The sequence below is a fragment of the Nonomuraea sp. NPDC050536 genome, from assembly GCF_044457685.1.
In the GTDB taxonomy this organism is placed as follows: Bacteria; Actinomycetota; Actinomycetes; order Streptosporangiales; family Streptosporangiaceae; genus Nonomuraea.
This window is the reverse complement of sequence record NZ_JBITHD010000002.1, coordinates 300,430-322,810: the sequence shown is the minus strand read 5'-3', so window position 1 is coordinate 322,810 and position 22,381 is coordinate 300,430. Positions and strand designations below refer to the sequence as shown.

Genomic DNA, 22,381 nt, shown 5'->3' with positions numbered 1-22,381 from the left:
ATGGGGGCGCTGACTCCGGACGATCCGCAGCGTATCGGGGCATACTGGCTGGCCGGCAGGCTGGGCGTGGGCGGTCAGGGGATCGTCTACGAGGCTTACGACGGGGCGGGCAGGCGGGTCGCGCTCAAGGTCCTGCACGCCCCCGACGGCCGCCTCGAGCGCGAGGTCACCGCCACCAGGCGGGTGGCCTCCTTCTGTACGGCGCGCGTCCTGGACGCCGACCTGGAGGCCCGCCCGCCGTACGTCGTCAGCGAGTACGTCCCCGGACCGAGCCTGCGTACGGCGGTGCAGCACGGGCACCGGATAACGGGCGACGACCTGCGGCGGCTGGTCACCGCGATCGCCACGGCGCTGACCGCCGTGCACGAGGCCGGAGTCGTGCACCGCGACCTCAAACCGGACAACGTGCTCCTCGGCCCCGACGGCCCCCGGGTGATCGACTTCGGCGTGGCGCGGACCGAGGACATGTCGCTGACCTCGACCGGGCAGGCGGCGGGCACGCCGACGTACATGGCGCCGGAGGTGTTCGCCGGTCAGCGGGCGGGCGCTCCGGCCGACGTGTTCGCGTGGGGCGCGATCGTGCTGTTCGCCGCGACGGGCAGCGACCCGTTCGACGCCGACAGCCTGGGCGCGGTCATGCACCGGGTCCTGTCGCTCGAGCCCGACCTGGAGGTGCTGCCGCCCGCGCTGCGGACCCTGGTCGCGGCCGCGCTGTCCAAGGACCCCGATGCCCGGCCGACCGCGCGGGAGCTGCTGCTCGCGCTGGTGGGCGCGGGCGATGAGGACACCGACGGGTTGCTGCTCGCCGGCAGCCGCAGGGCCCAGGGCGTGCTGGTCACCGCGCCCGCGGACCCGGCGCTCGGCGCGCTGGCCGAGGACGCCTACGGGCTGCTCCGCGACGCCGAGCGGGAGCTGGCGCCGGAGATCTTCCTCCGCATGGTCACGATCGGCGCCGACGAGGTGGAGACCGCCCGCCCGGCCGCGCTGGCCGACCTGCTCGGCGACCGGCCCAAGGCGCAGCGGGCCGCGGTCGAGCGGGTCCTGGACGTGTTCTCGTACCTGATCTCGCGGCGTGAGGACGAGGTGATGCTCACCCGGCCCGCGCTGCTGCGGGCCTGGCCACGGCTGCGCGGGTGGGTGGAGGCGGATCGCGGTGGCCTGGCCGTACTGGGCAATCTGACGACGGCCGCGCACCACTGGGACGAGCACGGCCGCAAGGCGGGGGACCTGCTGCGCGGCAGCAGGCTGGAGGAGATCCAGCGGTGGGTGGTCGCGGGGCGGCTGCACCTGACGCTCACCCGGCTGGAGCGGGACTTCATCGACGCGAGCAACCGGGCGCTGGCTCGCGCCTCGCGCGTGCGCAGCCTGGCGGTGGTGGCGCTGGTGTCGCTGCTCGTGGTCGCGGTGGTGGCCGCGGCGAACGCGTTCGTCGCGGCCCGCAACGCCGACGCGCAGCGCTCCATCGCCCAGGAGCAGGGCAGGTCGGCGCTGTCGCGGCTGCTCGCGGCGCAGAGCAAGGAGATCGGCGAGAGTGACGCGACGGTCTCGCAGCTGCTCGCGGTCACGGCCTGGCGTTTCGCGCAGACCCCCGACGCGCGCCACGCGATGCTCAACGCGCTGGCGGAGCCGTCGCGCGGCGTGCTCGGCGGTGGCCAGGACGACGCCTTCGACGTCGCCTTCAGCCCCGACGGAAGGCTGATCGCGGGCACACAGGGCTCGAAGATCAAGATCTGGACCGCCGCCGGCCAGCAGCTCGGCAAGCCGCTCGTGGGTCACCAGGGCGTGGTGTACAGCGTGGCGTTCAGCCCCGACGGTTCCGTGCTGGCCAGCGCGGGAGACGATCGCACGCTGCGGCTGTGGGACGTGGCCACGGGACGTCCGCTGGGCCTGCTCACGGGGCACACCGGCTACATCGAGGACGTGGTGTTCAGCCCGGACGGCAAGCTGCTGGCCAGCGCGGGTCACGACCACACGGTCCGGCTGTGGGACGTGAAAGCCCGGCGGCAGCTCGCCCTGCTGGCGGGGCACCATGACGGGGTGACCGGGGTCGGGTTCAGCCCCGACGGCAAGCTGCTGGCCAGCTCGAGCTACGACCACACGATCCGGCTGTGGAATGTGACCGACCGGCGCGCGGCGGGGGTCCTCACCGGGCACGCCGACGGCGTCGAGGCGGTCACGTTCAGCCCCGACGGGAAGATCCTGGCCAGCGCCTCCGACGACAAGACCGCCAGGCTCTGGGACGTGGCCTCACACAGCCCGCTGGCCACGCTGGCCGGCCACACCAACTTCGTGCGGGACGTGGCGTTCAGCCCCGACGGCAGGACCCTGGCCACCACCAGCGTCGATCAGACGGTCCGGCTGTGGGACGTGGAGAACCGCCGCGCGCTGGGCGACCCGCTCACCGGCCACAGCGAGGACGTCGAGGGCGTGGCCTGGTCGCCCGACGGCAGGAGCCTGGCCACGGCCAGCCGCGACGACACGATCCGGCTGTGGAAGGCGACCGTGGGCATGCCGGTCTCGCCCGGCGGCTCGATGAACGGGCTGGCGTTCGGCTCGTACCTGGTCGGCGCGGACGATACCGGTCCCGTCCACCTGTGGCAGCGCGGCGAGCTCGGCCGGATGCTGGCCGGCCATCCCAAGGGCGCGACGGCCGTCGCGATCAGCCCGGACGGCCGTACGGTGGCCAGCGGCGGATACGACAGGAAGATCCGCCTCTGGGACACCACCAGCGGCAAGCTCCTGTGGACCGGCGCGGGGCACACCTACGGGATCTCGGCCGTGGCCTTCGCCCGCGACGGGCAGAGCGTGGTCAGCGTGGCGGGGGACAACACCGTCCGCCGGTGGGCGCTGACCACGGGATCGCCCGTGGGGGCGCCGCTGCGGGTGGCCAGGGCGACGGCGGTGCTGTGGGCGGCCGCCTTCGGGCTGTCCGGTGAGCGGGTGGCGCTGGGGTACGGCGACAACACGGTCGTGCTCTGGGACCTCGGCACCGGCCACCAGATCTCGAAGTTCACGGACACGGGGACCGTGAACGCGCTGGCCTTCACCCCCGACGGCCGGACCCTGGCCACCTCGAGCGACGGCACGATCCACCTGTGGGACGTGGGGTCGGGCAGGCAGCTCGGCCAGCCACTGACGGGCCACGCGGACCAGGTGCGGGCGCTGGCCTTCAGCCCCGACGGGCGCACGCTGGCCAGCGGTGGCTCCGACACCACGGTGCGGCTGTGGGACGTGGCCACCCGGCGCCAGATCGGCCGCCCGCTACCCGGCCGCGGGCGCGCCGTCCAGGCACTGGCCTACGACCCCGACGGAACGATGCTGGCCAGCGCCGACGAGGGCAAGCAGGTACGCCTGTGGCCCATCGTGACGCCCAGGGACTCGGCCACGACGCTGTGCACCCTGGCGGGCCGCTCGCTGACGCGGGCGGAATGGCACCAGTACCTGCCGGACCAGCCCTACGAGACGATCTGCCCGTCTCCGAAGTCGTAGCCGTTACGGGCGGCCGAGGGCGCGGTAGTGCCAGCCGGCGGCCCGCCAGGTCGCGGCGTTGAGCGCGTTGCGGCCGTCGACGATCTTGCGGGTGGCGACCGCGGCGCCGAGCTCCTCGGGGTCGAGGTCGACGAACTCCTGCCACTCCGTGAGCAGCAGGACCACGTTCGCCCCGCGGACCGCCTCGATGACCGAGTCGCCGTAGTTGAGCTCGGGGTGGGCCTTACGGGCGTTGTCGAGCGCGATCGGGTCGTAGACGGTGACCAGGCCGCCCTGGTGCCCGATCGTCACGGCCACGTCGAGCGCGGGGGAATCGCGGATGTCGTCCGAGTTGGGCTTGAACGCGGCGCCGAGCACGCCGACCGTGCAGCCGTAGAAGGAGCCGCCGGCCAGCTCGCGGGCCAGGTCGACCATGCGGGCGCGGCGGCGCATGTTGATCGCGTCCACCTCGCGCAGGAACGTCAGCGCCTGGTCGGCGCCGAGCTCGCCGGCGCGGGCCATGAAGGCGCGGATGTCCTTGGGCAGGCAGCCGCCGCCGAACCCGAGCCCGGCGTTGAGGAACTTGCCGCCGATCCGGTCGTCGAAGGAGAGCGCCTGGGCCAGCATCTGCACGTCGGCGTGGGCGGCCTCGCACACCTCGGCCATCGCGTTGATGAAGGAGATCTTGGTGGCGAGGAAGGAGTTCGCGGCGGTCTTGACGAGCTCGGCCGTGGCGAAGTCGGTGACCACGAAGGGGATCTCGCCCAGCGGCTGGTAGACCTCGCGCAGGATCTTCTCCGCCCGCTCCGACCGCACGCCCAGCACGACCCGGTCCGGGTTCATGGTGTCCTTCACGGCGAAGCCCTCGCGCAGGAACTCGGGGTTCCAGGCGAGCTCCACGTCGGTGCCTGCCGGGGCGAGCCTGGCGAGCTTGTCGGCGAGGCGGCCCGCCGTACCGACGGGGACGGTCGACTTGCCGACGACCAGGCACTCGCGCGTGAGCAGCGGGGCCAGCGACTCGACAGCGCTGTCCGTGTAGGAGACGTCGGCGGCGTACTCGCCGTGCTTCTGCGGCGTGCCCACGCAGATGAAGTGCACGTCGCCGAAGTCCGCGACCTCGTCGTAGGAGGTGGTGAAGCGCAGCCGCCCCGATTCGAGGCCGCGGCGGAGAACCGGTTCCAGTCCTGGCTCGTGGATGGGGAGCTCACCGTTGTTCAGGCGGCGGACCTTGTCGGCGTCGATGTCGAGCCCGAGGACCTCGAACCCGAGGTCAGCCATGCAAGCGGCATGAGTGATGCCCAAATATCCGGTCCCGATCACCGTGAGGCGATATGGCACGAGTGAGCTCCTTTCGATCGCGAGGGCATGCTACCGGCCTCCGCTACCTCCTCTGTGCCACCTGCACAAACCGGCAAACCGTACCAGCTAGTAGCAAGATGCTCGGACGTCCTAGTATTTGACGCATGAGCTTTCCTCTCTACGCGCCCACCGAGGAGCACGACATGCTCCGCGAGACGGTCAGGGCCCTCGCCGATGAGAAGATCGCGCCGCGCGCCGCGGAGGCAGACGAGACCGAGGAGTTTCCCTGGGACGTCTACAAGGCGCTCGTCGCGGCCGACATGCACGCCGTGCACGTGCCCGAGGAGTACGGCGGAGCGGGGGCGGACGCGCTGGCCACGGTGATCGTCATCGAGGAGGTGGCGCGGGCGTGCGCGTCGTCCTCGCTGATCCCGGCGGTCAACAAGCTCGGCACGGTGCCGCTGCTGCTGTCGGCGTCCGAGGCGCTGAAGGCGCAGTACCTGCCGGCGGTGGCCCGCGGTGACGCGATGTTCTCCTACGCCCTGTCGGAGCCGGAGGCGGGTTCCGACGCCGCCGCGATGAAGACGCGGGCGGTGCTCGACGGCGACCACTACGTGCTCAACGGCACCAAGATGTGGATCACCAACGCCGGGGTGTCGGAGTACTACACGGTCATGGCGGTCACCGCGCCCGGCGAGGGCGCCCGCGGCATCTCCGCCTTCGTCGTGGAGAAGTCCGACGAGGGCGTGTCGTTCGGGGCGAAGGAGAAGAAGCTCGGCATCAAGGGGTCGCCCACCCGCCAGGTCATCCTGGAGAACGTCCGGATCCCCGCCTCCCGCATGATCGGCGAGCCGGGCACGGGCTTCAAGACGGCTCTGGCCACGCTCGACCACACGCGCGTCACCATCGCCGCCCAGGCCCTCGGCATCGCTCAGGGCGCCATCGACTTCGCCATCGGCTACGTCAAGGAGCGCAAGCAGTTCGGCCGCGCGATCGGCGACTTCCAGGGCGTGCAGTTCATGCTCGCGGACATGGCGATGAAGCTGGAGGCGGCCAGGCAGCTCACCTACCACGCGGCGGCCAAGTCGGAGCTGGCCATGCACGGCCGGCCGCAGAAGGACCTCACGTTCCTGTCGAGCGCCGCCAAGTGCGCCGCCTCGGACGCCGCCATGGACATCACCACGGACGCGGTCCAGCTGCTCGGCGGGTACGGCTACACGCGCGAGTTCCCCGTGGAGCGCATGATGCGCGACGCCAAGATCACCCAGATCTACGAGGGCACCAACCAGATCCAGCGCATGGTCATGGCCCGCCAGCTCCTGAAGTAGGGGTTGAGCGGCAAAGATCCGGTTTCCATGCTTTTCGGGAGGCCGGATCTTCTCTTGCCCGGAAGCCCGTACGATCCCGATGTGCAGCGACTCGCGCTCTTCGACCTGGACAACACGCTGATCGATCTCGATGCCGCGTTCCGCGCCTGGGCTCAGGAGTTCGTCGACACACGAGGGTTGGGGCCGGCCGCGGTGGCGGATCTGATCGCTCTGGGGAGCCGCCATCCACATCGGGATGCGTTCTTCGGGCGAGTGCGTGAGAGCTTCGAGCTCGACGACGCGGCGGCCGACTTGTGGGGTGAGTACCGCAAGCGCATGCCGTACCTGGTGCGGTGCAGGCCCGAGGTGCTTGACGGCCTGGCGGCGTTGCGTGCTGCCAGGTGGAAAGTCGCGATTGTCACGAACGGCACCGCAGACAACCAGCTCGGGAAGATCCGTCAGACGCGGTTGGAGAACGCGGTGGATGCCTACGCCGTGTCGGGCATTGAGGGGATCCGGAAGCCCGAGCAGCGCTTGTTCGAGATCGCTTCTCGGCGTTGCGGGTTGTCCCTCGACATGGGCGGTTGGATGGTCGGCGACAACCTGGTGGCGGACATCGCGGGCGGTCAGACGGTTGGGTTACGGACAATATGGATCGATCGGGGGACGTGGCCGGGCCAGGAACACGAGGCGGACCACGTCGTCACCGACGTAGCCCAGGCCATCGAGATCCTTTTGGCGCACTAGGGAAGCGTGACGAACTTGCCGAGGAAGTGCCGGACTATGGGGGTGTCTAGCCGGTAGTCGAGGTTGGCGCGCTTGCAGGCGTCGTCCTCTCCGCTGATCGTCGTGGCGATGAGCAGGTGTGAGTCGCGCCCACCCAGGAAGTTCGGGCCGCCCGAGTCGCCGAAGCAGGTGCTGCCGTCGCCCTTGGCGCGGTCCGGTGTCAGCACGAGCCATCTGCGGGAGAGCGCCTTGAAGGAGATGGACGCCTGGTTACGGGTGTCGTTGTAGCTGTAGCCATGCGCCTTCTCGGTCGGAGCCGCCAAGCCGTATCCGACCGGGGTGAATGGCGTCGCCTTCAGGGTCTTCTTGGTTTTGAGTTGGTCGAGCATGCCCGCGGCGGGCAACTGGGCGGGCTCGATGTCCGGGACGGCCGCGCTGAAGACGACAACGGCCATGTCGTGGAGGTCGGACTTCTTCCTGAACCGCGGATCGGGGATGTAGCGACCGGTGAAGAGTTGGGCCCCGGGTTTGTACTGACTGACGAACGTGACCCGGGCGGTCTTCTGCCCTTTATCTCCGCAGTGGGCGGCGGTGAGGAAGACGGTCGGCGAGATGAGCGTGCCGGTGCAGTAGGACCACGTGCCGTCGGGATGCGCCTTCTCACCGATGAGGGCGCCCACCTCCGGGTGAGCGTTCCCGTCCGCGGAGCCGTTGGTGATGGCCGATGCGGGCAAGGAGATACCCAGGACACCCAGAACCAGCGCGGGGAGAATCGCGACAAAGGGGACAAATCGCATTCCCGGAGTGTATGCACGCTTGGCCGAAACATGACATACATCAGCAAAAGATCTATATAGGGCCTGTCAGGCACGCGTTGCACAAAGCTTCCGCCCGGGCTTGACGAAGCCGTGGATGCTCGCGGTGCATCGGGTGGTTTCCCCGTCCTGCCCGGCTGTCTCGCCGTTCGTGCTCCTGCCGCGCGCGGCAGGTCCGGGGTTGTACGACCGGAGCATCCGGCGCATCCGGCTCAGGGGCGTCGCGTTCCGCGGGATCACGCCGGGGGACGCCCGCACGCGGGTGGCCGCCGCCTGGCGAGGCGACGACCGGAACCCGCTGGTCGCCCAGCTGCTCGCGGCAATGGAAAGGCCCAGCGGATGAGCCGGGCCTTCCACTCAGGGCGGGGTTACTTCGTGGTGGGCAGGATGTTGCCGGACCAGGAGGCGGCGGCCGCCTTGTAGACGCCGGCCGCTTCCCCGTCGAAGTACGGCGAGGAGATCGCGTCGATCCGCTTGTTGTTGTCGGTGTCCAGGAACAGGCTGGTCACGCCGTTGACGTAGCCGAGGCGCTTGCCGTTGTTGTAGTTGGACAGCCAGGGTCCGCCGTTGGCGCCGCCGGTCATGGCGCACTTGAGCGCGACCTGCTCCTCGACCTTGTACGCCGCGACCTTGACGTTCTTCTGGCTGGTCTTGCCGTAGCACCACTTGGGCGTCACGCCCGTGTAGGGCTTGTTGCCGTCCGGGTGCGCCTCGTACGGGTAGCCGAAGACGCGCACGTACTTGCCCGTCGGCTGGTTGTAGGCGAAGCCCTGCCCGCCGACGTTGTCGCCGAGGCGGCCGACGTCGACCAGGCCGCCGTCGCGCACGAAGTACTGCTCGACGACGTACTTGACGGGCGCGGTGGCCTTGACCCACTTGACCACCCAGTACTGCGTCTTGTACCAGGCGATCTCGTTGCCGTTCTTGTCCTTCTCGACCTCGAGGAAGCCCAGGAACTTGCCGCTGGCCTTGTCCTTCAGCAGCCTGTCGGACTCCTCCTTGCTGATCGGGACGCGGACGCCGTCGTTGTCGCAGAAGGACGGCTTGCACTTCTCGCCGTTCTTCCACGCGGTGGTGGCCTCGGCGGCGCGGTCGTACTCGGCCTTGGTGACCTCGACGCCGAGCACCGTCACGCCGTCCTTGCCCTGGGCGTAGCCGCCCTTGCTGACGATCTCCTCGTCGGTGAAGGTGGCCTTGGGCGGGTTGACGGACTCGACGTTGGTGTCGCCGATGAGCTTCTTGTACGGGCCGTTGGGGCCGTACTTGCTGACCCCGTCGAGGTACTCCTTCTCGGAGATCTGCTTGGCCTCGACCCACTTGTCGCCGACGAACTTGTCATAGTCGTCGCCGTTGACCTGGACGACCTTGCCGTCGACGAACTTGAGCCCGTTGTAGACGGTCACGAACGCGTAGTCGCGGTCGCTGTCCTCGTAGTTGGCGTAGTCGTAGTGGGTGAAGGCGGTCTTGCCGACGTAGATCCCGGCGGGCGCCTTGCCCTGGTAGTACATCGGCACGAAGACCCAGTAGCCGAGCGTGCCGGAGTTGGCGGCCTCGTCGTAGACGCAGTGGCCCGCGGTGGCGACCAGGTTGCGGAACTGCGACTGGATCGAGGTGGCCGAGCACCAGCGCGGCTGGCCCTTGCCGTCGAGGAAGAACACCTTGCCGATGGTCTTGGGCAGGTTCACGTTCTGCGACTTGACGGGGCTCTTCTTCTCCTGGCCGATCGGCGCGACCGTGCCGGGCTTGCCGTCGGCCGAGTAGCCGCCGGTCATGACCACGCCGGTGCCCTCGGCCACGTGGTCGTAGTTGTAGGCGGTGGCCTGCTTCAGCGCGGCGTAGTTGGACTTGGACCAGAAGTCCAGCACCTTCTGGACCGCGGCGTAGTCCTTGGCCAGCGTGTCGGAGTCGACGTCGCCCGCGGCGCTCGCGGAGGTGGTGGTGCCGGCCAGCCCGGCGGCCAGCAGCCCACCGGCCAGGAAGGTGGGGATGAGGATGCGCTTCACTTTCGATTACTCCTAGAGGTCTGTCGTGGCCCGCATTTCTTACGGACCAATCGTCAGAAGCGGAATGGCCAAGAACCTACAGCCCGATTTCCCGCTGTCCAGCGAAAAATCGGACGCTATCTTTCCGTGACAAAGATTGACGATGTGTTCGCCCAGGTGAAAAGCATCGAGGCGGCCAGGAATGTGACGCACATCACGGCACCGAATCGCTTTCTCGTGCGTCCCGTAAAACTGCCTCTGACGTGCGCGAAGGCACGCCTCGAGAACAACTCGAGACGTGCCTTCGCTATCCCTTTGTTGACGCATTCACGCGTATAGGAGTCCCCCTTCGCAGGACGCGGTAAAGCGCCATGGGAGCACGACGCCGTTGATGCGAATTAAACGCGGCCGTCAAATTCGTCTAACGTGGGTACGGCAGGCCGCGGTGCCGTCCGGTGAATCGGAAACGGAACATGTAAGGGATGCTGGTCGGCCGGCGTTTACGGTCGGTGGACGGCGGATTGACGCGGCGGCCATGGCGGCGGCGAGAGCGAGCCTGCGCCCGATGGTCATGGGCACTCCTTCCTGGAGGGAGGAGCCCACGATGGAGGCCGCCCTTCGACGGCGCCGTATACGGGACGTAGAAGATCTGTTTAGCCGGTTTGGCGAGCATGGCTGCGACTACCAGGACTTGGGGGAACAGACCATGACGGACTGGCGCATCGACCTGCTCGGCCAGGTTCGCGTCCGCGACGGCTCGGGCGAGGTGCCCGTCGGCACTCCGCAGCAGCGTGCCGTACTGGCCATGCTCGCCCTGCGAGCGGGGGAGTTCGTGCCGATCGGGGACCTGGTCGACGGCATCTTCGGCGAGGAGCCGCCGCGCACCGCGCACACGACGATCTCCACCTACGTCACCCGGCTGCGCGGCGCGCTCGACCGCGACAGGACAGGGCTGCTGACCTCGGCCTCCGGCGGCTACGTGCTGCGCGTCCAGCCGCACCAGGTGGACGCGCACCGGCTGTCCGCGCTGACTGCCTCGGCCGCCCGCGCGGTGGCCGAATCGCGGCTGGCGCAGGCGCTGGAGCTGTACCGCGAGGGCGAGGCGCTGTGGCGCGGCGAGCCGCTGGCGGGCGTCGCGGGACCGTGGGCGGACAGGCAGCGGTCGGCACTGGCCGAGCGGCGGCTGGCCGCGCTGGAGGCGCGGCTGGCGGTGGAGCTCGAGCTCGGCGAGCACCACGCGGTGGTGGCGGAGCTGGCGGGCGTGGCCGAGGCCCACCCGTTCAGGGAGCGCCTGCAGTCGATCCGCATGCTGGCCCTGTACCGCGCGGGCCGCCAGGGTGAGGCGCTGGCCGTCTACCAGGAGGTGCGCAGGATCCTGGCCGACGAGCTGGCCGTGGACCCCGGCCCCGAGCTGACCGAGCTGCACGCCGCGATCCTGGCCGCCGACCCGGCGCTGAACGCGCCCGTGTCCGCCCTGGCGACGCCGAAGCCGGCGCAGTTGCCCGCCGCGATCGACGGCTTCACCGGGCGGGCCGACCTGCTGGCCGACATCGTCAAGGCGCTGGAGGAGGCCGGCTCGGGCGCCGCGCCTGTGCTCGTCGCGGTTTGCGGGATGGGCGGCGTGGGCAAGACCGCCTTCGCCGTCGACGTGGCGCACCGGGTGCGGCACCTGTTCACCGACGGCCAGCTCTACATCGACCTGCGCGGCGCCGAGGCCGTGCCGGTGCGTCCCGCGGAGGCGCTGGCCCGCTTCCTCACCGCGCTCGGCGTGCCGGCCGACGCCGTGCCCGACGGGGAGAGCGAGCGCGCCGCGCTGTTCCGCTCGCTGCTGTCGGACAAGCGGGTGCTCCTCGTGCTCGACAACGCCCGCGACATCACCCAGGTGCGCGAGCTGCTGCCCGGCTCGCCGTCCTGCGCCGCGCTCATCACCTCCCGCACCATGCTCGCCTCGCTGCCGTCGGCCCGGCACGTCGCCCTGGACGCGCTCACCGAGGCCGAGGCCCGGCGGATGCTGGTGGCGATCCTGGGCGCGGCCAGGGTCGAGGCCGAGGAGGCCGACGCCGCCCGGCTGATCGGGCTCTGCGGCAGGCTGCCGCTGGCGCTGCGCATCGCCGCCGCGCGGCTGACGGCCAGGCCCGCGTGGCGGCTGGCCGACATGGCGGGGCGCCTGGCCGACGAGCGCGGCCGCCTGGCCGAGCTGCGCAGCGGCTCGCTGGCCGTCGAGGCGTCGTTCGCGCTGTCCTACGAGCAGGCGACCTCCGCGGAGGCGGACGCCTTCCGCCTGCTGGCCGTGCCGGACGCCGTCGAGCTGCCGCTCCCGGCCTGCGCCGCCGTGCTCGACCTGCCGCCCGCGCAGGCCGAGCCGCTGCTGGAGAGCCTGGTCGACGTGGCCCTGCTGCAGTCGCCCGGCCCCGGCCGCTACCGCCTGCACGACCTGGTCAAGCTCTACGCCCGCCGCCGCGGCGCCGGTCCCGCGGAGAGCGCCGCCGCCCGCGCCGCGCTCGCCGACTTCTACATCGCCGCGCTCCGCTCGGTGGTCGCCCAGCTGGCCCCCGGCGACCCCGTTTACGCCGCCTGCGGCGCCCGCACCCGGGTACGGCAGGCCGCCGAGCCCATCGACGCCACGCACTGGCTGCAGGCCGAACGGGAGGCCATCGTCGGTGCGCTGGCGGGATGCGTCGGCGACCGCCTCGGCGACCTGCTCGAGCTGGTCTACACGGCCGGCGACCGGCACATCCCGGCCGACGCGCTGCGCCCGCACGCCACCCGCCTGGCCGCGCACGACCGGGCCAGGGCGGAGCGGGTGCTCGGCGGCCTGCTGCTCGAGGAGGGCAGGGACGCCGAGGCCGCCGCCCACCTGCGCCGGGCGGTAGAGCTGCCGGGCGTGCCCGGCTACCTGCTCTGCTTCGCGCTGGGCGAGCTCATGGTCGCCGAGACCAACCAGCGCAACCGCGCCGAGGCCCGCGACCTGGCCCGCCGCAAGCTGGAGCTGGCCGGGCGCCTGGGCAGTGTCACCCACGCGGTGCACGCGCGCACGCACCTTGGCGCCCTGCTCGACGATCCCGGGCAGGCGCTCGAGCAGTGCGTGCGGGCACTCACCCACGCCCGGGCCGAGGGAGCCGACCCGATGGTCATCGCCATGATCCACGCCGATCTGGCCGCCCTCCAATGCCGCGCGGAGCAGCACGAGGACGCGATCGAATCCCTCACGGAGGCCGCCAGGCTGTGCCCGCCCGACACGGGAGTGCGGGCCACGATCCACTACCGGCTCACCGAACCCAACCTGGCCCTCGGCAGGAACGACGCGGCACTGACCCAGGCGTACAAGGCGCTGGCCGTGGCGCAGGCGCTGTCGGACGAGCCCCGCCAGGCCATGGCGCTGGTCGCGCTGGCCAACGTGCACCGGGCGGAAGAGGAGGCACCGGCGGCCGTCCGCGCGCTCAACGCGGCCCACGCGATCTTCACCCGGTTCGGCCTGACCGAGGACGCCGCGGAGGCCGAAGAAGCATGCCGTTCGGTTATGGATGCAGGTATTGGACGGTAAGCACCCTCGCAGTGGACAACCCGCTGCCCGGCATCCCGGCACTGCGTGAGCTGCAGGCGACCATGGCCAAGCACGCCGTGGGGGAGGCGCCCGTCCCGCAGCCGCTGGAGGTTCTCGGGACCTACGGGTTCTGACGTCCGGAATGTCACATCTGGGGGAGCTGTCCCGTCTGATTCGTAGAGGGGGTTGCGATGATGCGTTTCAGACGGATGGACCACTGGTCGTTCCTGTTCGGCGAGATCGCCTTGTACTGCTTCGCCGTCCTGACGATCACGGGAGGCCTGCTGGCCTTCCTCTTCGACCCGGACATGAGCCCGACGACCTACGGCGGCTCCTACGCCCCGCTGCGCGGCGTCGAGGTGAGCAGGGCGTTCGCCTCGACGCTTGACATCAGCTTCGAGGTGCGGGGCGGGCTGCTGCTGCGGCAGATCCATCACTGGGCGGCGCTGATCTTCATCGCCGCGGTCTGCGTGCAACTGCTGCGGCTGTTCTTCACCGGCGCCTTCCGGCGGCCTCGGGGGCTGCACTGGCTGGTCTGGATCGGCGTCCTGCTGCTGGGCATGGCGGCCGGGGTGACCGGCGGGATCCTGCCCGACGACATGCTCTCGGGCGGGAGCCTCGGGCTGATCCAGGGGGTCACCCAGTCGATCCCGGTGATCGGGACGTTGCTGACCGGGCTGCTGTTCGGCGGGGAGTTCCCCGGAACACAGGTCATCCCGCTGTTCTTCTGGCTGCACGTCCTCGTGCTGCCCGCGGCCGTCGCCGGGTTGCTGCTCGTGCGCCGGTGGCTGGTCAGGCGGCACGGTCACACCTACTTCGCCGGATCCGTCCGGGAGAAGACCGCTCCGTCGTCGCTGGCGCTGTTCCTGGCCACGTGCGGGGTGCTGGCGCTGCTCGGGACGTTCGCGCAGATCAACCCGATCTGGCAGTACGGCCCCTACCAGCCGGGAGCCATCAGCGCGGGCTCGGTGCCCGGCTGGTACCTGGGCTTCCTCGACGGCGCGATCCGGATCATGCCGGGCTGGGAGGTCACCGTGTTCGGGTACACGCTCACGCTGGCCGTCCTCGTGCCCGCGCTGCTCGTGCCCGGCGCGTTCTTCACCGTGCTGGCCGCCTACCCGCTGATCGAGCGCAGGCTGACCGGCGACCGCGGCCTCCACCACATGCTCGACAGGCCGCGCGAGGCGGCGACCAGGACCGCGGTGGGCGCGGCCGGCATCGCCTTCTACGGGCTGCTGTGGGCCACCGCCGCCAACGACCAGATCGCCTTCAACTTCCACGTCTCGCTGTACGCGGTGACCTGGTTCTTCCGCGTCGCCGTCTTCGCCGGCCCGCTGCTGGCCTACGCCATCACCCGCCGCCTGTGCCTCTACCTGGCCGAGCAGGAGCGGGAGACGGTACGGCACGGCGTGGAGACCGGGGTGATCACGATGAGCCCCGAGGGCGGGTTCCGTGAGATCACCAGGCCGCTGGACCGCCCGGCGGTCAAAGGGCCGCCAGCAGCCGCCTGACGTGGGTGAGGGGCTCGGGCCCGACGGGACGCACGACCACGGTGGCCGCGCCCGCCGCGGCCAGGTCGCGGACGTGGGCGGCGGCCTCGGCGGGGGATCCGGTCGCCATGGCCACCTCCTCCGGGGCCACGCCCATGAAGGCGGCCTGCTCCTCGGCGATCGGCCGCAGCACCTTGGCGGCGTCGTCGTCCACGTAGAGGTGGGTGAAGGCGACGACCTCGTGGCCGGGCGGCGGCGCGACCCGCTCGACCAGGCCGGGCAGCCGGGCAGGGCCGAAGCCCTCGGGGATGATCGTGCCCTGCGCCACCCGGCCCGACAGCGCCAGGGAACGCGGGCTCATCACGCCCGCGAGCACCGGCGGCGGCTCGGCGGGCGGGTGGACCAGGCGGATCCCGTCGAGCCGCACGTGCCTGCCGTACAGGCTGACGGTTTCGCCGCGCAGCAGGGCGCGGACGGACGTGATCGTCTCCTCGAGCAGCGCCAGGGGAGAGGACACGGCCGCGCCCACCTGGCGCATCCAGTCCTGCACGCCGTGGCCGACACCGGCGGCCAGGCGGCCGGGGTGCAGGCGGGCCAGGTTGGCCAGCTCCATCGCCAGCAATGCCGGATTGCGCAGCGGGGCGGGGGTGATGCCGATGCCGACGCGCAGCCGGGAGGTGGCGGCCAGCGCGGTGGCCGCCGAGGAGATCGCTCCCGTCCAGCCCAGGTCCTCGACCACCCACAGGTCGTCGACCGTGCCGTCCAGCTCTCTGGCGAACGCGGGCAGCCCCTCGGGCGGCAGGTCGCGCTCGTACATGACGCCCAGTCTCACGATGCCCTCCAGTAGTAGCGGTACAGGCGGCTGACCTCGGAGTAGCCCGCCCGCGTGAACGCCGCCGCGGTCGGCCTGTTGTCCATGTCCGTGGCCGCCACGATGCGCGAGATGCCGGCCTCGGCCAGCGTGCGGGTGCCGTGCGCGAGCAGGTCGTCGACGTAACCGTGGCCGCGGTGCGAGGGGATCACGCCGATGTAGGCGATCGAGTGGTCGTCGGGCACGACCAGGCCGATCGGGAGGTCGCCGGTGTAGCCGACCACGAACCAGTCGGGCTTGGCCTTGCGGTTGATCAGGTCGTCGTACATGGCCTTGGCGTCCCGCTCAGCGCCCACCGTGGACAGCTCGAGCTGGGTGTCGTAGTCCAGCGACCCCTGGGCGATCCTGGCGATCAGGTCGAGCACCTCGGCCTCGCCCAGCTCGCGGGCGGGACGGTATCGCAGCCGGCCGGGGTCGTCGGGCAGGTCGGTGCCCGCGCGCCACTCGAACAGCAGCCGCTCGACCTCCATCCTGAACCCGGCCCCCACCAGCGCCTCGTGCTCGACCCGGCGGTCGACCTCGGGCGACAGTCCGGGCGGGAGTGAGATGTCGTGGATCATCTTGGCCACGCCCAGGCTCCGCAGCCCCCGCGTCAGCAGCCGCGCCCCTGCCCCTGGATCGAACCCCGGATCGAAGTGCCAGGTGACGACCGGGTCGGCGCCGCGGAACGGCGCCCAGAAGGCCACCCGGGCCTGCCCTTCGGCCGAACACCACTCGGGTCGCGTCTTGCCTTCCTCATACGCGGCACGCAGCTGGGATCGGGCAGGTTCGGGGAACTCGTCGAACAATGTGCAGGCCTCCGCGCCAGATGATGACGTCAACATCATCTCTTACGCGGCGGCTCCCAATGCGAGCCGGGCGTCCGCCAGCGAACCCGTGGTCTCGAAGTGCCGGTCCAGGTTCGTGATCGTGAGCAGATGGGGGATCATCCCGGGCGCCACCACGAGGATCAGCCTGCCGCGGGACTGTCGTATCCGGTTGAGGACGGCCACCAGCACGCCCAGTCCTACGGAGTCGCAGAACGGAACCTCGGAGAGATCGAGCACCAGGTTGAGCGGTTCTGTAAGGGTCTGCTCGATCTCCGCCCGTAGGCGGGGAGCCCCGGCCACGTCGAGGTCGCCGAGAACTTCCACGACCGCGCAGTGGTCCTCTCGCCATGATCTGACCACCATGCCCCTCACCTGCCCGAACCGCAGGGGGTTATGCCTGTTTCTTACAGATGTTCTGGGATGCGGTCTTTGTGGCTGGAGTGGCGCTGGTCGTCGGCGTGGTGTTCGGAGTGGCGGCCACCTTCACCTTGTGGATCTTGGGCTGGTCGCTGCCCACGACGACTTCGATGCCGGTGACGTCGGCCTGCTTCAGCTGGGCACCCGGGATGGCGGCGGCCACCGTACGGGCGGAGTCCTCGCGGCCGGGGCCGTAGCGCACGACGGTCTGCTTGTGCTCCTTCGCCGGCTTGTTGCCCGGCTGGCCGGGCACCTGGAACCCGGCAGACAGCAGCGCCTGCTTGGTGCGGGCGCCGAGCCCGGTGATCAGCGTGCCGTTGGTGACCTTGACCGCGATCCGCTCCGCCGGGATCGTCAGCGCGGGCTGTGCGGGCGCCTGGGTCGCCGAGGTCGTCGGCTTGGGGGCTGGCTTGCCCAGGTCCTCGTCGGCGCCGATGCGGCGGAACAGCTCGCGGGCGCCCTGCTTGTCCCAGAGCACGGCCGACTCGCCGGTCGGCGACCTGAAGTTCAGGTTGGACAGCGGCACGTCGGCGAAGCGCACGTCGTCCAGCGAGACGTCGCGCAGCTGGGTGGCCAGGCCGATGAGCCCGTCGTTGGGGTCGACCTTGATCGTGCGCAGCGTCGAGTTGACGAACGAGGCGAGCTTGACGGGATTGGCCAGCGTGCCGGCGCTGAGCGCCTTGTTCAGCAGCGCCGAGATCACCTGGTGCTGCCGGTCGATGCGGTCGAGGTCGGAGCGCGCCGTCGCCCGGGTCCTGGCGTAGCGCAGCGCGTCGGCGCCCTGCAGCTCGTGGGTGCCGGCGGTGATGTTGAGCCCGGCCTTGGGGTCGTTGATCGGCACGGGCGTGCAGACGGTCACGCCGCCCAGCGAGTCGACCACGTCGATGAAGCCGAGGACGTTCACCTCGATGTAACGGTTGATCTGCAGCCCGGTGGTCTGCTCGACGGTCTGCTTGGCCAGCTTCGGCCCGCCGAACTGGTAGGCGGAGTTGATCTTGTGGTCGCCCTTGCCGGGGATCGTCGTCCAGGTGTCGCGCGGCAGGCTCACGACCGTGACCCGGCGGTGGTCCTCCGACAGGTGGATCACCATCATGGTGTCGGTGCGCTGGCCCACCTCGCGGCCGAGGTTGAGCTGGGTCTGCTGCCTGCGGGTGAGGTCGTCGCGCTTGTCCACGCCGACGAGCAGGATGTTCATCGCGCCGCGCGGCGCCGTGTCGGACACGCCCGCGTCGACCGAGCCGATCTGCCGGGGCGTCGCCCAGACCACGCCGGTGCCGACCAGGATCGCTCCGGAGAGGGCACCGTTGATGATCAGGCTGCGCCGCCTGGACCGTGGGCTCCTGCCGGGCTTCTTGGGGCGGGTCGCGAGCTTGACGCCGCCATACGCGTCGCCGCCCACGAGCACCCCAGCGTCCTCCTCGCCCGGGTCGCGCATGCCGTGCCCCCTTTGAATCCCGCCGGAGGATCGGGCTTTCGATTGCCCTCCTCCCCTGGTCGTACAGTAGCGTGAGGGCCGCCATGAAGCAGTTCCCCGACTCGCCGCACGCGCCCGCGGAGACGCGTGACTGGCCACCGATTTCCGTCGTGATGCCGGTCCTCAACGAGGAGCGGCACCTTCGCGAGGCCGTGGACATGGTCCTGGCCCAGAGCTACCCCGGTGAGATCGAGATCGTTCTCGCCGTGGGTCCCTCCCGCGACCGTACCCAGGAGGTCGCCGAGGCCATCGCCGCGGCCGATCCCCGGGTGACCGTCGTGCCCAACCCGAGCGGCCGCACGCCGAGCGCGCTGAACGCCGCGATCGCCGCCTCCCGCAACGGGATCATCGCCAGGGTCGACGGGCACGCCATGCTGCCGTCCGACTACCTGCGCGTGGCGGTCGAGACGCTGGCCGAGACGGGCGCCGACAACGTGGGCGGCATCATGGCCGCCGAGGGCGTCACCGCCTTCGAGCAGGCCGTCGCCAGGGCGATGACGTCCAAGATCGGCGTCGGTGCGGCCGCCTTCCACGTCGGCGGTACGGCCGGCCCCGCCGAGACCGTCTACCTGGGCGTCTTCCGCCGCAAGGCGCTGGAGCGGGTCGGCGGCTACGACGAGCACTTCCAGCGGGCGCAGGACTGGGAGATGAACCACCGCATCCGCCAGACCGGCGGCCTGGTGTGGTTCCAGCCCAGGATGCGCGTCTCCTACCGGCCGAGGCCCAACGTCAAGGCGCTGGCCAAGCAGTACTTCCACTACGGCCGCTGGCGCCGGGTGGTCTGGCGCACCCACGAGGGCACGATGAGCCCCCGCTACCTGGCGCCGCCCGCCGCGGTGCTGGCCATCGTGCTCGGCCTGGTGGCGGCGCCGTTCTTCCCGCTCGCGCTGATCCTGCCCGGCGGCTACGTCGCCGCCATCGTGGCCGGCTCCGTGCTGACCGGCGGCGGGCTGCCGATCACGGTCATGCTCCGGCTGCCGATCGTCTACGCCACCATGCACGTCTGCTGGGGCTGGGGCTTCATCACGAGTCCGAGAAAGCTCGCTCGACCGTTGAGCTGAAGCGGTCCGGCCCGATCAGATACGCCTTGAGCTTGCGCCGGGCACAGGCCATCGTGTCCTCACCGTCGAGGAACGCGGCCAGCCCGGCCAGGTCTCTGCCCAGCAGCATGCCCGCCTCCGTGCTCGGGTAGCGCTCGTGGAAGGCCTTCTCGGACAGCCCGGAGACGTTGGTGACCGCGTACGGCTTGCCGCTGGCCAGGAATTCGGCGACCACGCTGGAGATGTCGCTGATCATCATGTCCGCCTCGTTGAAGCAGCCGTAGAGGTGCGGCTCGTTGCCGGTGACCACGAGGTGCGTGATCGGGCTGCCCGCCGTACCCGAGGTGGGGTGGCGGGCCTTGGCCAGGGCCAGATTGGTGGCCTCCAGCATGGAGATGATCTTCCTGTGCGCGCGGGCGGCCGATCGGTCGCGGTGGCCGGTGAGCGGGTGCGACTTGTAGATCACGCGTAGCCGCGGCGTGTGGTCGAGCAGCGCCCGCACGATCCGCGGTCCCATCGTGGTCAGCGAGGTGTGGAACAGGTCGTCGGTCCACCCCTCCCAGGTCGGCGCGTAGAGGACCGTCCTGTACGGCAGGCGCTGCTTGAAGGGGCCCTCCGTCGAGATCCCCTGCAGCTGCGGCCGCCCCACCTCGTGGATGTCCTCGTCCCTGACCCCCACCCGGGCCCGCAGGTAGCGGTCGCGCCCGGCGGGTCCCGCCACCCAGACCTCGTCGTAGACCCGGGTGAACGGGTTGAACGAGGCCTCCTTGTCGCTGTCGCCGTGGCCGATGAACACGCTGCGCAGCCCGGGGATGCGCAGCATGTGGATGTTCTTGCCCACGTTGGCCACGTACAGGCAGAGCCGGGCGCTGGACAGGGCGTGGAAGCCCATCAGGTCGGCCGAGGACGGGATGCACACCATCGGCAGCGCGGTGGGCTCCAGACATTGGGCCATGCCGCGCTCGCGCAGCAGCACCAGCGCCCTGCGAGGCAGCCGCTCCAGCGTGGGCAGCCACATCCTGGCCTGGTAGGCGGCCTCCTTGGCGCCGGAGAAGTAGAGGATCACCTCCGGCTGGTACTCGCGCACCTGGCGGTCGACCACGGCCAGGACGCGGGCGGAGTCCTTGAGTGGTTCTGCCCGCCGTACGTAGGGGATGAGCGCCAGCACGGACGCCGCACCGAGCAGCAGCGCGGTGCCCGCGCCTGCGGCGGCCTGCTCGGCGCCGAAGGCGGCGCCGAGCACCGGGAGCCCGTCGAGGTAGAGCAGGCGCACGTCCTGGTAGTTGACCAGGAACTCCGGCGGCATCGGCGGCAGGTTGAGCGCCGAGACGTCCAGGTTGTGGGTGGTGACCGGCAACGTGGTCAGCATCTGCCTGAAGCGCATGGCCAGGCCGGTCTGTACGGCCCGCACCCCGTGCAGGGCGAACAGCCCGATCGCGAGCCCGACGAACCACAGCGAGTCGGGCCCCGCGGTCCGCGCGACCAGCAGCAGGGCCGCCATCTCGCGGACCACGAACCGCATGGTGACGCCGAGGTGGACCTTGTCCAGCAGGTCGACCAGGTAGCGCGCCACGCGCGGCGCGACGATCTCCGCCGCGTACGAGGCCGCCGCGACCAGCGCGAACAGCAGCGGCGACGGCCAGAGGGCGGTGATCAGCAGGGCTGGGTAACACGCCAATAGCAGCCCGAACGCACACAGTCTCCTCATGAGTACGGACGGTAACAAGTGTGAGGTCAAGCGCCGTCTAGGCGAACGTCTACCACTTGCCCGGTTAGGTCGGAGATGAGGACATCGATCGAGGTCTGCGCCACGGCGCGCGGAGACAGCAGCGTATGGGCGGGTTCCTCGCCGAATGCCCGCTCGCGCATCGGCGTGCTGGTGCGCTCGGGATTGACGCAGTTCACCCGGATGCCGTCGGCCGCCCACTCGTCGGCCAGCGCCTGGGTCAGGTTGACCACGGCCGCCTTGGTCGAGGAGTAGAGGCTGTAGTGGGCGCGCCCGCGCGTGTAGCTGGAGGAGGTGTACAGCAGCAGCCGCCCCCCGGTCTCGCGCAGGTGCGGGTAGGCGGCCCGTGCCACGTTGACCGGGCCCAGGTAGTTGACGCCCACGGTGTCGGCGATGGTCTCGTCGGTGACCTCGGCCAGCTTGCCCATGTGCAGCACGCCCGCCGTGTTGACCACGTAGTCCACCTGCCCGACCTGCGCCAGCGCCTTGGCCACCGAGTCGTAGTCCTCGACCCGCACGCCGTTCTGGGTGCGCGAGAAGGAGTGCACCCGCGCGCCGTAGCCCTGGGCCAGGTCCACCACGTCGGCGCCGATGCCGTAGCTTCCGCCGAAGACCACCACGGACCTGCCGTCGAGCGCCTCCCGGTAGTCGCGCGGGTTCGGCTGCGGCGCGCTCGCGGCGGCCAGCTGGAACAGCTTGTCGGCGATGTGCACGTCCACCGGATGGGTGACCTTGATGTTGTGCTCGCTGCCGGGAACGATGTAGATCGGCACGTCGGGCAGGTAGCGCAGCACCACGCCGCAGTCGTCGGTGGCGGGCTGCTTGTCGAAGTCGGGGTCGGCGAAGGCCCGCTCGTAGGCCTCACGGATCACCGACAGCCGGAAGCACTGCGGAGTCTGCCCCCTGCGCAACCGCGACCTGTCGGGAATGTCGCGGACGATCTCCCCGCGCGGACCGGGCGCCGCCACCACGACCGTGTCGGAGCTCGGGATCGCCACGTCCACCGCCGAGTACGTCTGCAGCGCCGCGACGCACTCGGTGATGATCCGCGGCTCGAGCAGCGGCCGGACCGCGTCGTGCAGCAGCACGTTGCACTCCTGCGGCCCGAGCGCCTTCAGCGCCCGCCAGGTCGACTCGGTACGGCTCGCGCCGCCCTCCACGATGTGACTGACCTTGCCGAAGCCGCCCCTGGCCACCATCTCCTCCACCTGGTCGGTGAAGCCCGGCGTCATCAGCACGACGATCTCGTCGATCTCCGGCGCGCCGTCGAACAGGGTGAGGGTGTGCTCAAGGATCGTCCTGCCGGCGATCTTGATGAGCTGCTTGGGCGTGTTCAGCCCCACGCGTTGCCCCACACCACCCGCCAGGACCACTCCGACGGAGCGCAGCCGAGATTCCATGACAAGGAGCGTA

General features: G+C 70.6%; 17 protein-coding genes. 8 read left to right on the top strand and 9 right to left on the bottom strand.

Annotated features, from left to right (window positions below; genetic code table 11):
- Complete coding sequence (locus ACIBHX_RS08475; protein WP_397065534.1) at window positions 1-3,489, top strand: protein kinase; 3,489 nt, start codon at window positions 1-3, stop codon at window positions 3,487-3,489.
- Window positions 3,490-3,492: 3 nt separating this feature from the next.
- On the opposite strand, the gene ACIBHX_RS08470 is transcribed toward ACIBHX_RS08475, so the two are convergent.
- On the bottom strand, window positions 3,493-4,806 hold the full coding sequence (locus tag ACIBHX_RS08470; protein ID WP_397065532.1) for a UDP-glucose dehydrogenase family protein: 1,314 nt from the start codon (window positions 4,804-4,806) through the stop codon (window positions 3,493-3,495).
- A gap of 125 nt (window positions 4,807-4,931) precedes the next feature.
- Here ACIBHX_RS08470 and ACIBHX_RS08465 point away from each other — a divergent pair, with 125 nt between their 5' ends.
- Window positions 4,932-6,095, top strand: a complete 1,164-nt coding sequence (locus ACIBHX_RS08465; protein WP_397065530.1) for an acyl-CoA dehydrogenase family protein — start codon at window positions 4,932-4,934, stop codon at window positions 6,093-6,095.
- Window positions 6,096-6,176: 81 nt separating this feature from the next.
- Window positions 6,177-6,821 (top strand): HAD family hydrolase, encoded by a 645-nt coding sequence (locus tag ACIBHX_RS08460; protein WP_397065529.1) that lies wholly within the window; start codon window positions 6,177-6,179, stop codon window positions 6,819-6,821.
- Here the strand turns inward: ACIBHX_RS08460 and ACIBHX_RS08455 are convergent.
- The gene (locus tag ACIBHX_RS08455) at window positions 6,818-7,597 is read right to left on the bottom strand and encodes a trypsin-like serine protease (RefSeq protein ID WP_397065528.1); all 780 of its coding nucleotides are present in this window, start codon (window positions 7,595-7,597) and stop codon (window positions 6,818-6,820) included. The genes ACIBHX_RS08460 and ACIBHX_RS08455 overlap by 4 nt on opposite strands.
- A gap of 115 nt (window positions 7,598-7,712) precedes the next feature.
- Between ACIBHX_RS08455 and ACIBHX_RS08450 the strand changes: the two genes are divergently transcribed.
- Window positions 7,713-7,958 carry a hypothetical protein gene (locus ACIBHX_RS08450; RefSeq protein WP_397065527.1) on the top strand — a complete coding sequence of 82 codons (246 nt, stop codon included), beginning with the start codon at window positions 7,713-7,715 and terminating at the stop codon, window positions 7,956-7,958.
- Between the two features lie 25 nt (window positions 7,959-7,983).
- Here the strand turns inward: ACIBHX_RS08450 and ACIBHX_RS08445 are convergent, their stop codons facing one another.
- On the bottom strand, window positions 7,984-9,618 hold the full coding sequence (locus ACIBHX_RS08445) for a hypothetical protein (protein ID WP_397065526.1): 1,635 nt from the start codon (window positions 9,616-9,618) through the stop codon (window positions 7,984-7,986).
- A 685-nt stretch (window positions 9,619-10,303) separates the two neighbouring features.
- Between ACIBHX_RS08445 and ACIBHX_RS08440 the strand changes: the two genes are divergently transcribed.
- Genes ACIBHX_RS08440 through ACIBHX_RS08430 form a run of 3 tightly spaced genes read left to right on the top strand, consistent with a single transcriptional unit; the run spans window position 10,304 to window position 14,652 of the window.
- A complete protein-coding gene (locus tag ACIBHX_RS08440; RefSeq protein WP_397065524.1) occupies window positions 10,304-13,141 on the top strand; it encodes a BTAD domain-containing putative transcriptional regulator in 2,838 nt (945 codons plus the stop codon).
- An 11-nt stretch (window positions 13,142-13,152) separates the two neighbouring features.
- The gene (locus tag ACIBHX_RS08435) at window positions 13,153-13,275 is read left to right on the top strand and encodes a hypothetical protein (protein ID WP_397065523.1); all 123 of its coding nucleotides are present in this window, start codon (window positions 13,153-13,155) and stop codon (window positions 13,273-13,275) included.
- Window positions 13,276-13,332: 57 nt separating this feature from the next.
- Window positions 13,333-14,652, top strand: coding sequence for a cytochrome bc complex cytochrome b subunit (locus ACIBHX_RS08430; RefSeq protein WP_397065521.1), 1,320 nt, complete (start codon window positions 13,333-13,335; stop codon window positions 14,650-14,652).
- Here ACIBHX_RS08430 and ACIBHX_RS08425 read toward each other — a convergent pair.
- Genes ACIBHX_RS08425 through ACIBHX_RS08410 form a run of 4 tightly spaced genes read right to left on the bottom strand, consistent with a single transcriptional unit; the run spans window position 14,627 to window position 18,163 of the window.
- Window positions 14,627-15,463: an LLM class flavin-dependent oxidoreductase gene (locus ACIBHX_RS08425; protein WP_397065519.1), complete on the bottom strand. Its 837-nt coding sequence runs from the start codon at window positions 15,461-15,463 to the stop codon at window positions 14,627-14,629. The two genes, ACIBHX_RS08430 and ACIBHX_RS08425, sit on opposite strands and share 26 nt — an antisense overlap.
- On the bottom strand, window positions 15,460-16,323 hold the full coding sequence (locus ACIBHX_RS08420; protein ID WP_397065517.1) for a GNAT family N-acetyltransferase: 864 nt from the start codon (window positions 16,321-16,323) through the stop codon (window positions 15,460-15,462). The genes ACIBHX_RS08425 and ACIBHX_RS08420 overlap by 4 nt, the downstream gene beginning before the upstream one ends.
- 9 nt (window positions 16,324-16,332) lie before the next feature.
- A complete protein-coding gene (locus tag ACIBHX_RS08415; RefSeq protein ID WP_397065515.1) occupies window positions 16,333-16,674 on the bottom strand; it encodes an STAS domain-containing protein in 342 nt (113 codons plus the stop codon).
- Window positions 16,675-16,702: 28 nt separating this feature from the next.
- The gene (locus ACIBHX_RS08410; RefSeq protein ID WP_397065514.1) at window positions 16,703-18,163 is read right to left on the bottom strand and encodes an LCP family protein; all 1,461 of its coding nucleotides are present in this window, start codon (window positions 18,161-18,163) and stop codon (window positions 16,703-16,705) included.
- 83 nt (window positions 18,164-18,246) lie between these two features.
- Here ACIBHX_RS08410 and ACIBHX_RS08405 point away from each other — a divergent pair, with 83 nt between their 5' ends.
- Window positions 18,247-19,263, top strand: a complete 1,017-nt coding sequence (locus ACIBHX_RS08405; protein ID WP_397065512.1) for a glycosyltransferase family 2 protein — start codon at window positions 18,247-18,249, stop codon at window positions 19,261-19,263.
- On the opposite strand, the gene ACIBHX_RS08400 is transcribed toward ACIBHX_RS08405, so the two are convergent.
- Window positions 19,226-20,950, bottom strand: coding sequence for a hypothetical protein (locus tag ACIBHX_RS08400; protein WP_397065511.1), 1,725 nt, complete (start codon window positions 20,948-20,950; stop codon window positions 19,226-19,228). The two genes, ACIBHX_RS08405 and ACIBHX_RS08400, sit on opposite strands and share 38 nt — an antisense overlap.
- 26 nt (window positions 20,951-20,976) lie before the next feature.
- Window positions 20,977-22,368 carry an SDR family NAD(P)-dependent oxidoreductase gene (locus ACIBHX_RS08395; RefSeq protein WP_397065509.1) on the bottom strand — a complete coding sequence of 464 codons (1,392 nt, stop codon included), beginning with the start codon at window positions 22,366-22,368 and terminating at the stop codon, window positions 20,977-20,979.
- Window positions 22,369-22,381 lie beyond the last annotated feature (13 nt).

Coding starts and splice junctions, on each gene's coding strand:
- ACIBHX_RS08475 (WP_397065534.1), top strand. CDS start 1: ATGGGGGCGCTGACTCCGGACGATCCGCAGCGTATCGGGGCATACTGG.
- ACIBHX_RS08415 (WP_397065515.1), bottom strand. CDS start 16,674: ATGGTGGTCAGATCATGGCGAGAGGACCACTGCGCGGTCGTGGAAGTT.
- ACIBHX_RS08405 (WP_397065512.1), top strand. CDS start 18,247: ATGAAGCAGTTCCCCGACTCGCCGCACGCGCCCGCGGAGACGCGTGAC.
- ACIBHX_RS08395 (WP_397065509.1), bottom strand. CDS start 22,368: ATGGAATCTCGGCTGCGCTCCGTCGGAGTGGTCCTGGCGGGTGGTGTG.
- ACIBHX_RS08440 (WP_397065524.1), top strand. CDS start 10,304: ATGACGGACTGGCGCATCGACCTGCTCGGCCAGGTTCGCGTCCGCGAC.
- ACIBHX_RS08430 (WP_397065521.1), top strand. CDS start 13,333: ATGATGCGTTTCAGACGGATGGACCACTGGTCGTTCCTGTTCGGCGAG.
- ACIBHX_RS08410 (WP_397065514.1), bottom strand. CDS start 18,163: ATGCGCGACCCGGGCGAGGAGGACGCTGGGGTGCTCGTGGGCGGCGAC.
- ACIBHX_RS08400 (WP_397065511.1), bottom strand. CDS start 20,950: ATGAGGAGACTGTGTGCGTTCGGGCTGCTATTGGCGTGTTACCCAGCC.
- ACIBHX_RS08450 (WP_397065527.1), top strand. CDS start 7,713: ATGCTCGCGGTGCATCGGGTGGTTTCCCCGTCCTGCCCGGCTGTCTCG.
- ACIBHX_RS08455 (WP_397065528.1), bottom strand. CDS start 7,597: ATGCGATTTGTCCCCTTTGTCGCGATTCTCCCCGCGCTGGTTCTGGGT.
- ACIBHX_RS08465 (WP_397065530.1), top strand. CDS start 4,932: ATGAGCTTTCCTCTCTACGCGCCCACCGAGGAGCACGACATGCTCCGC.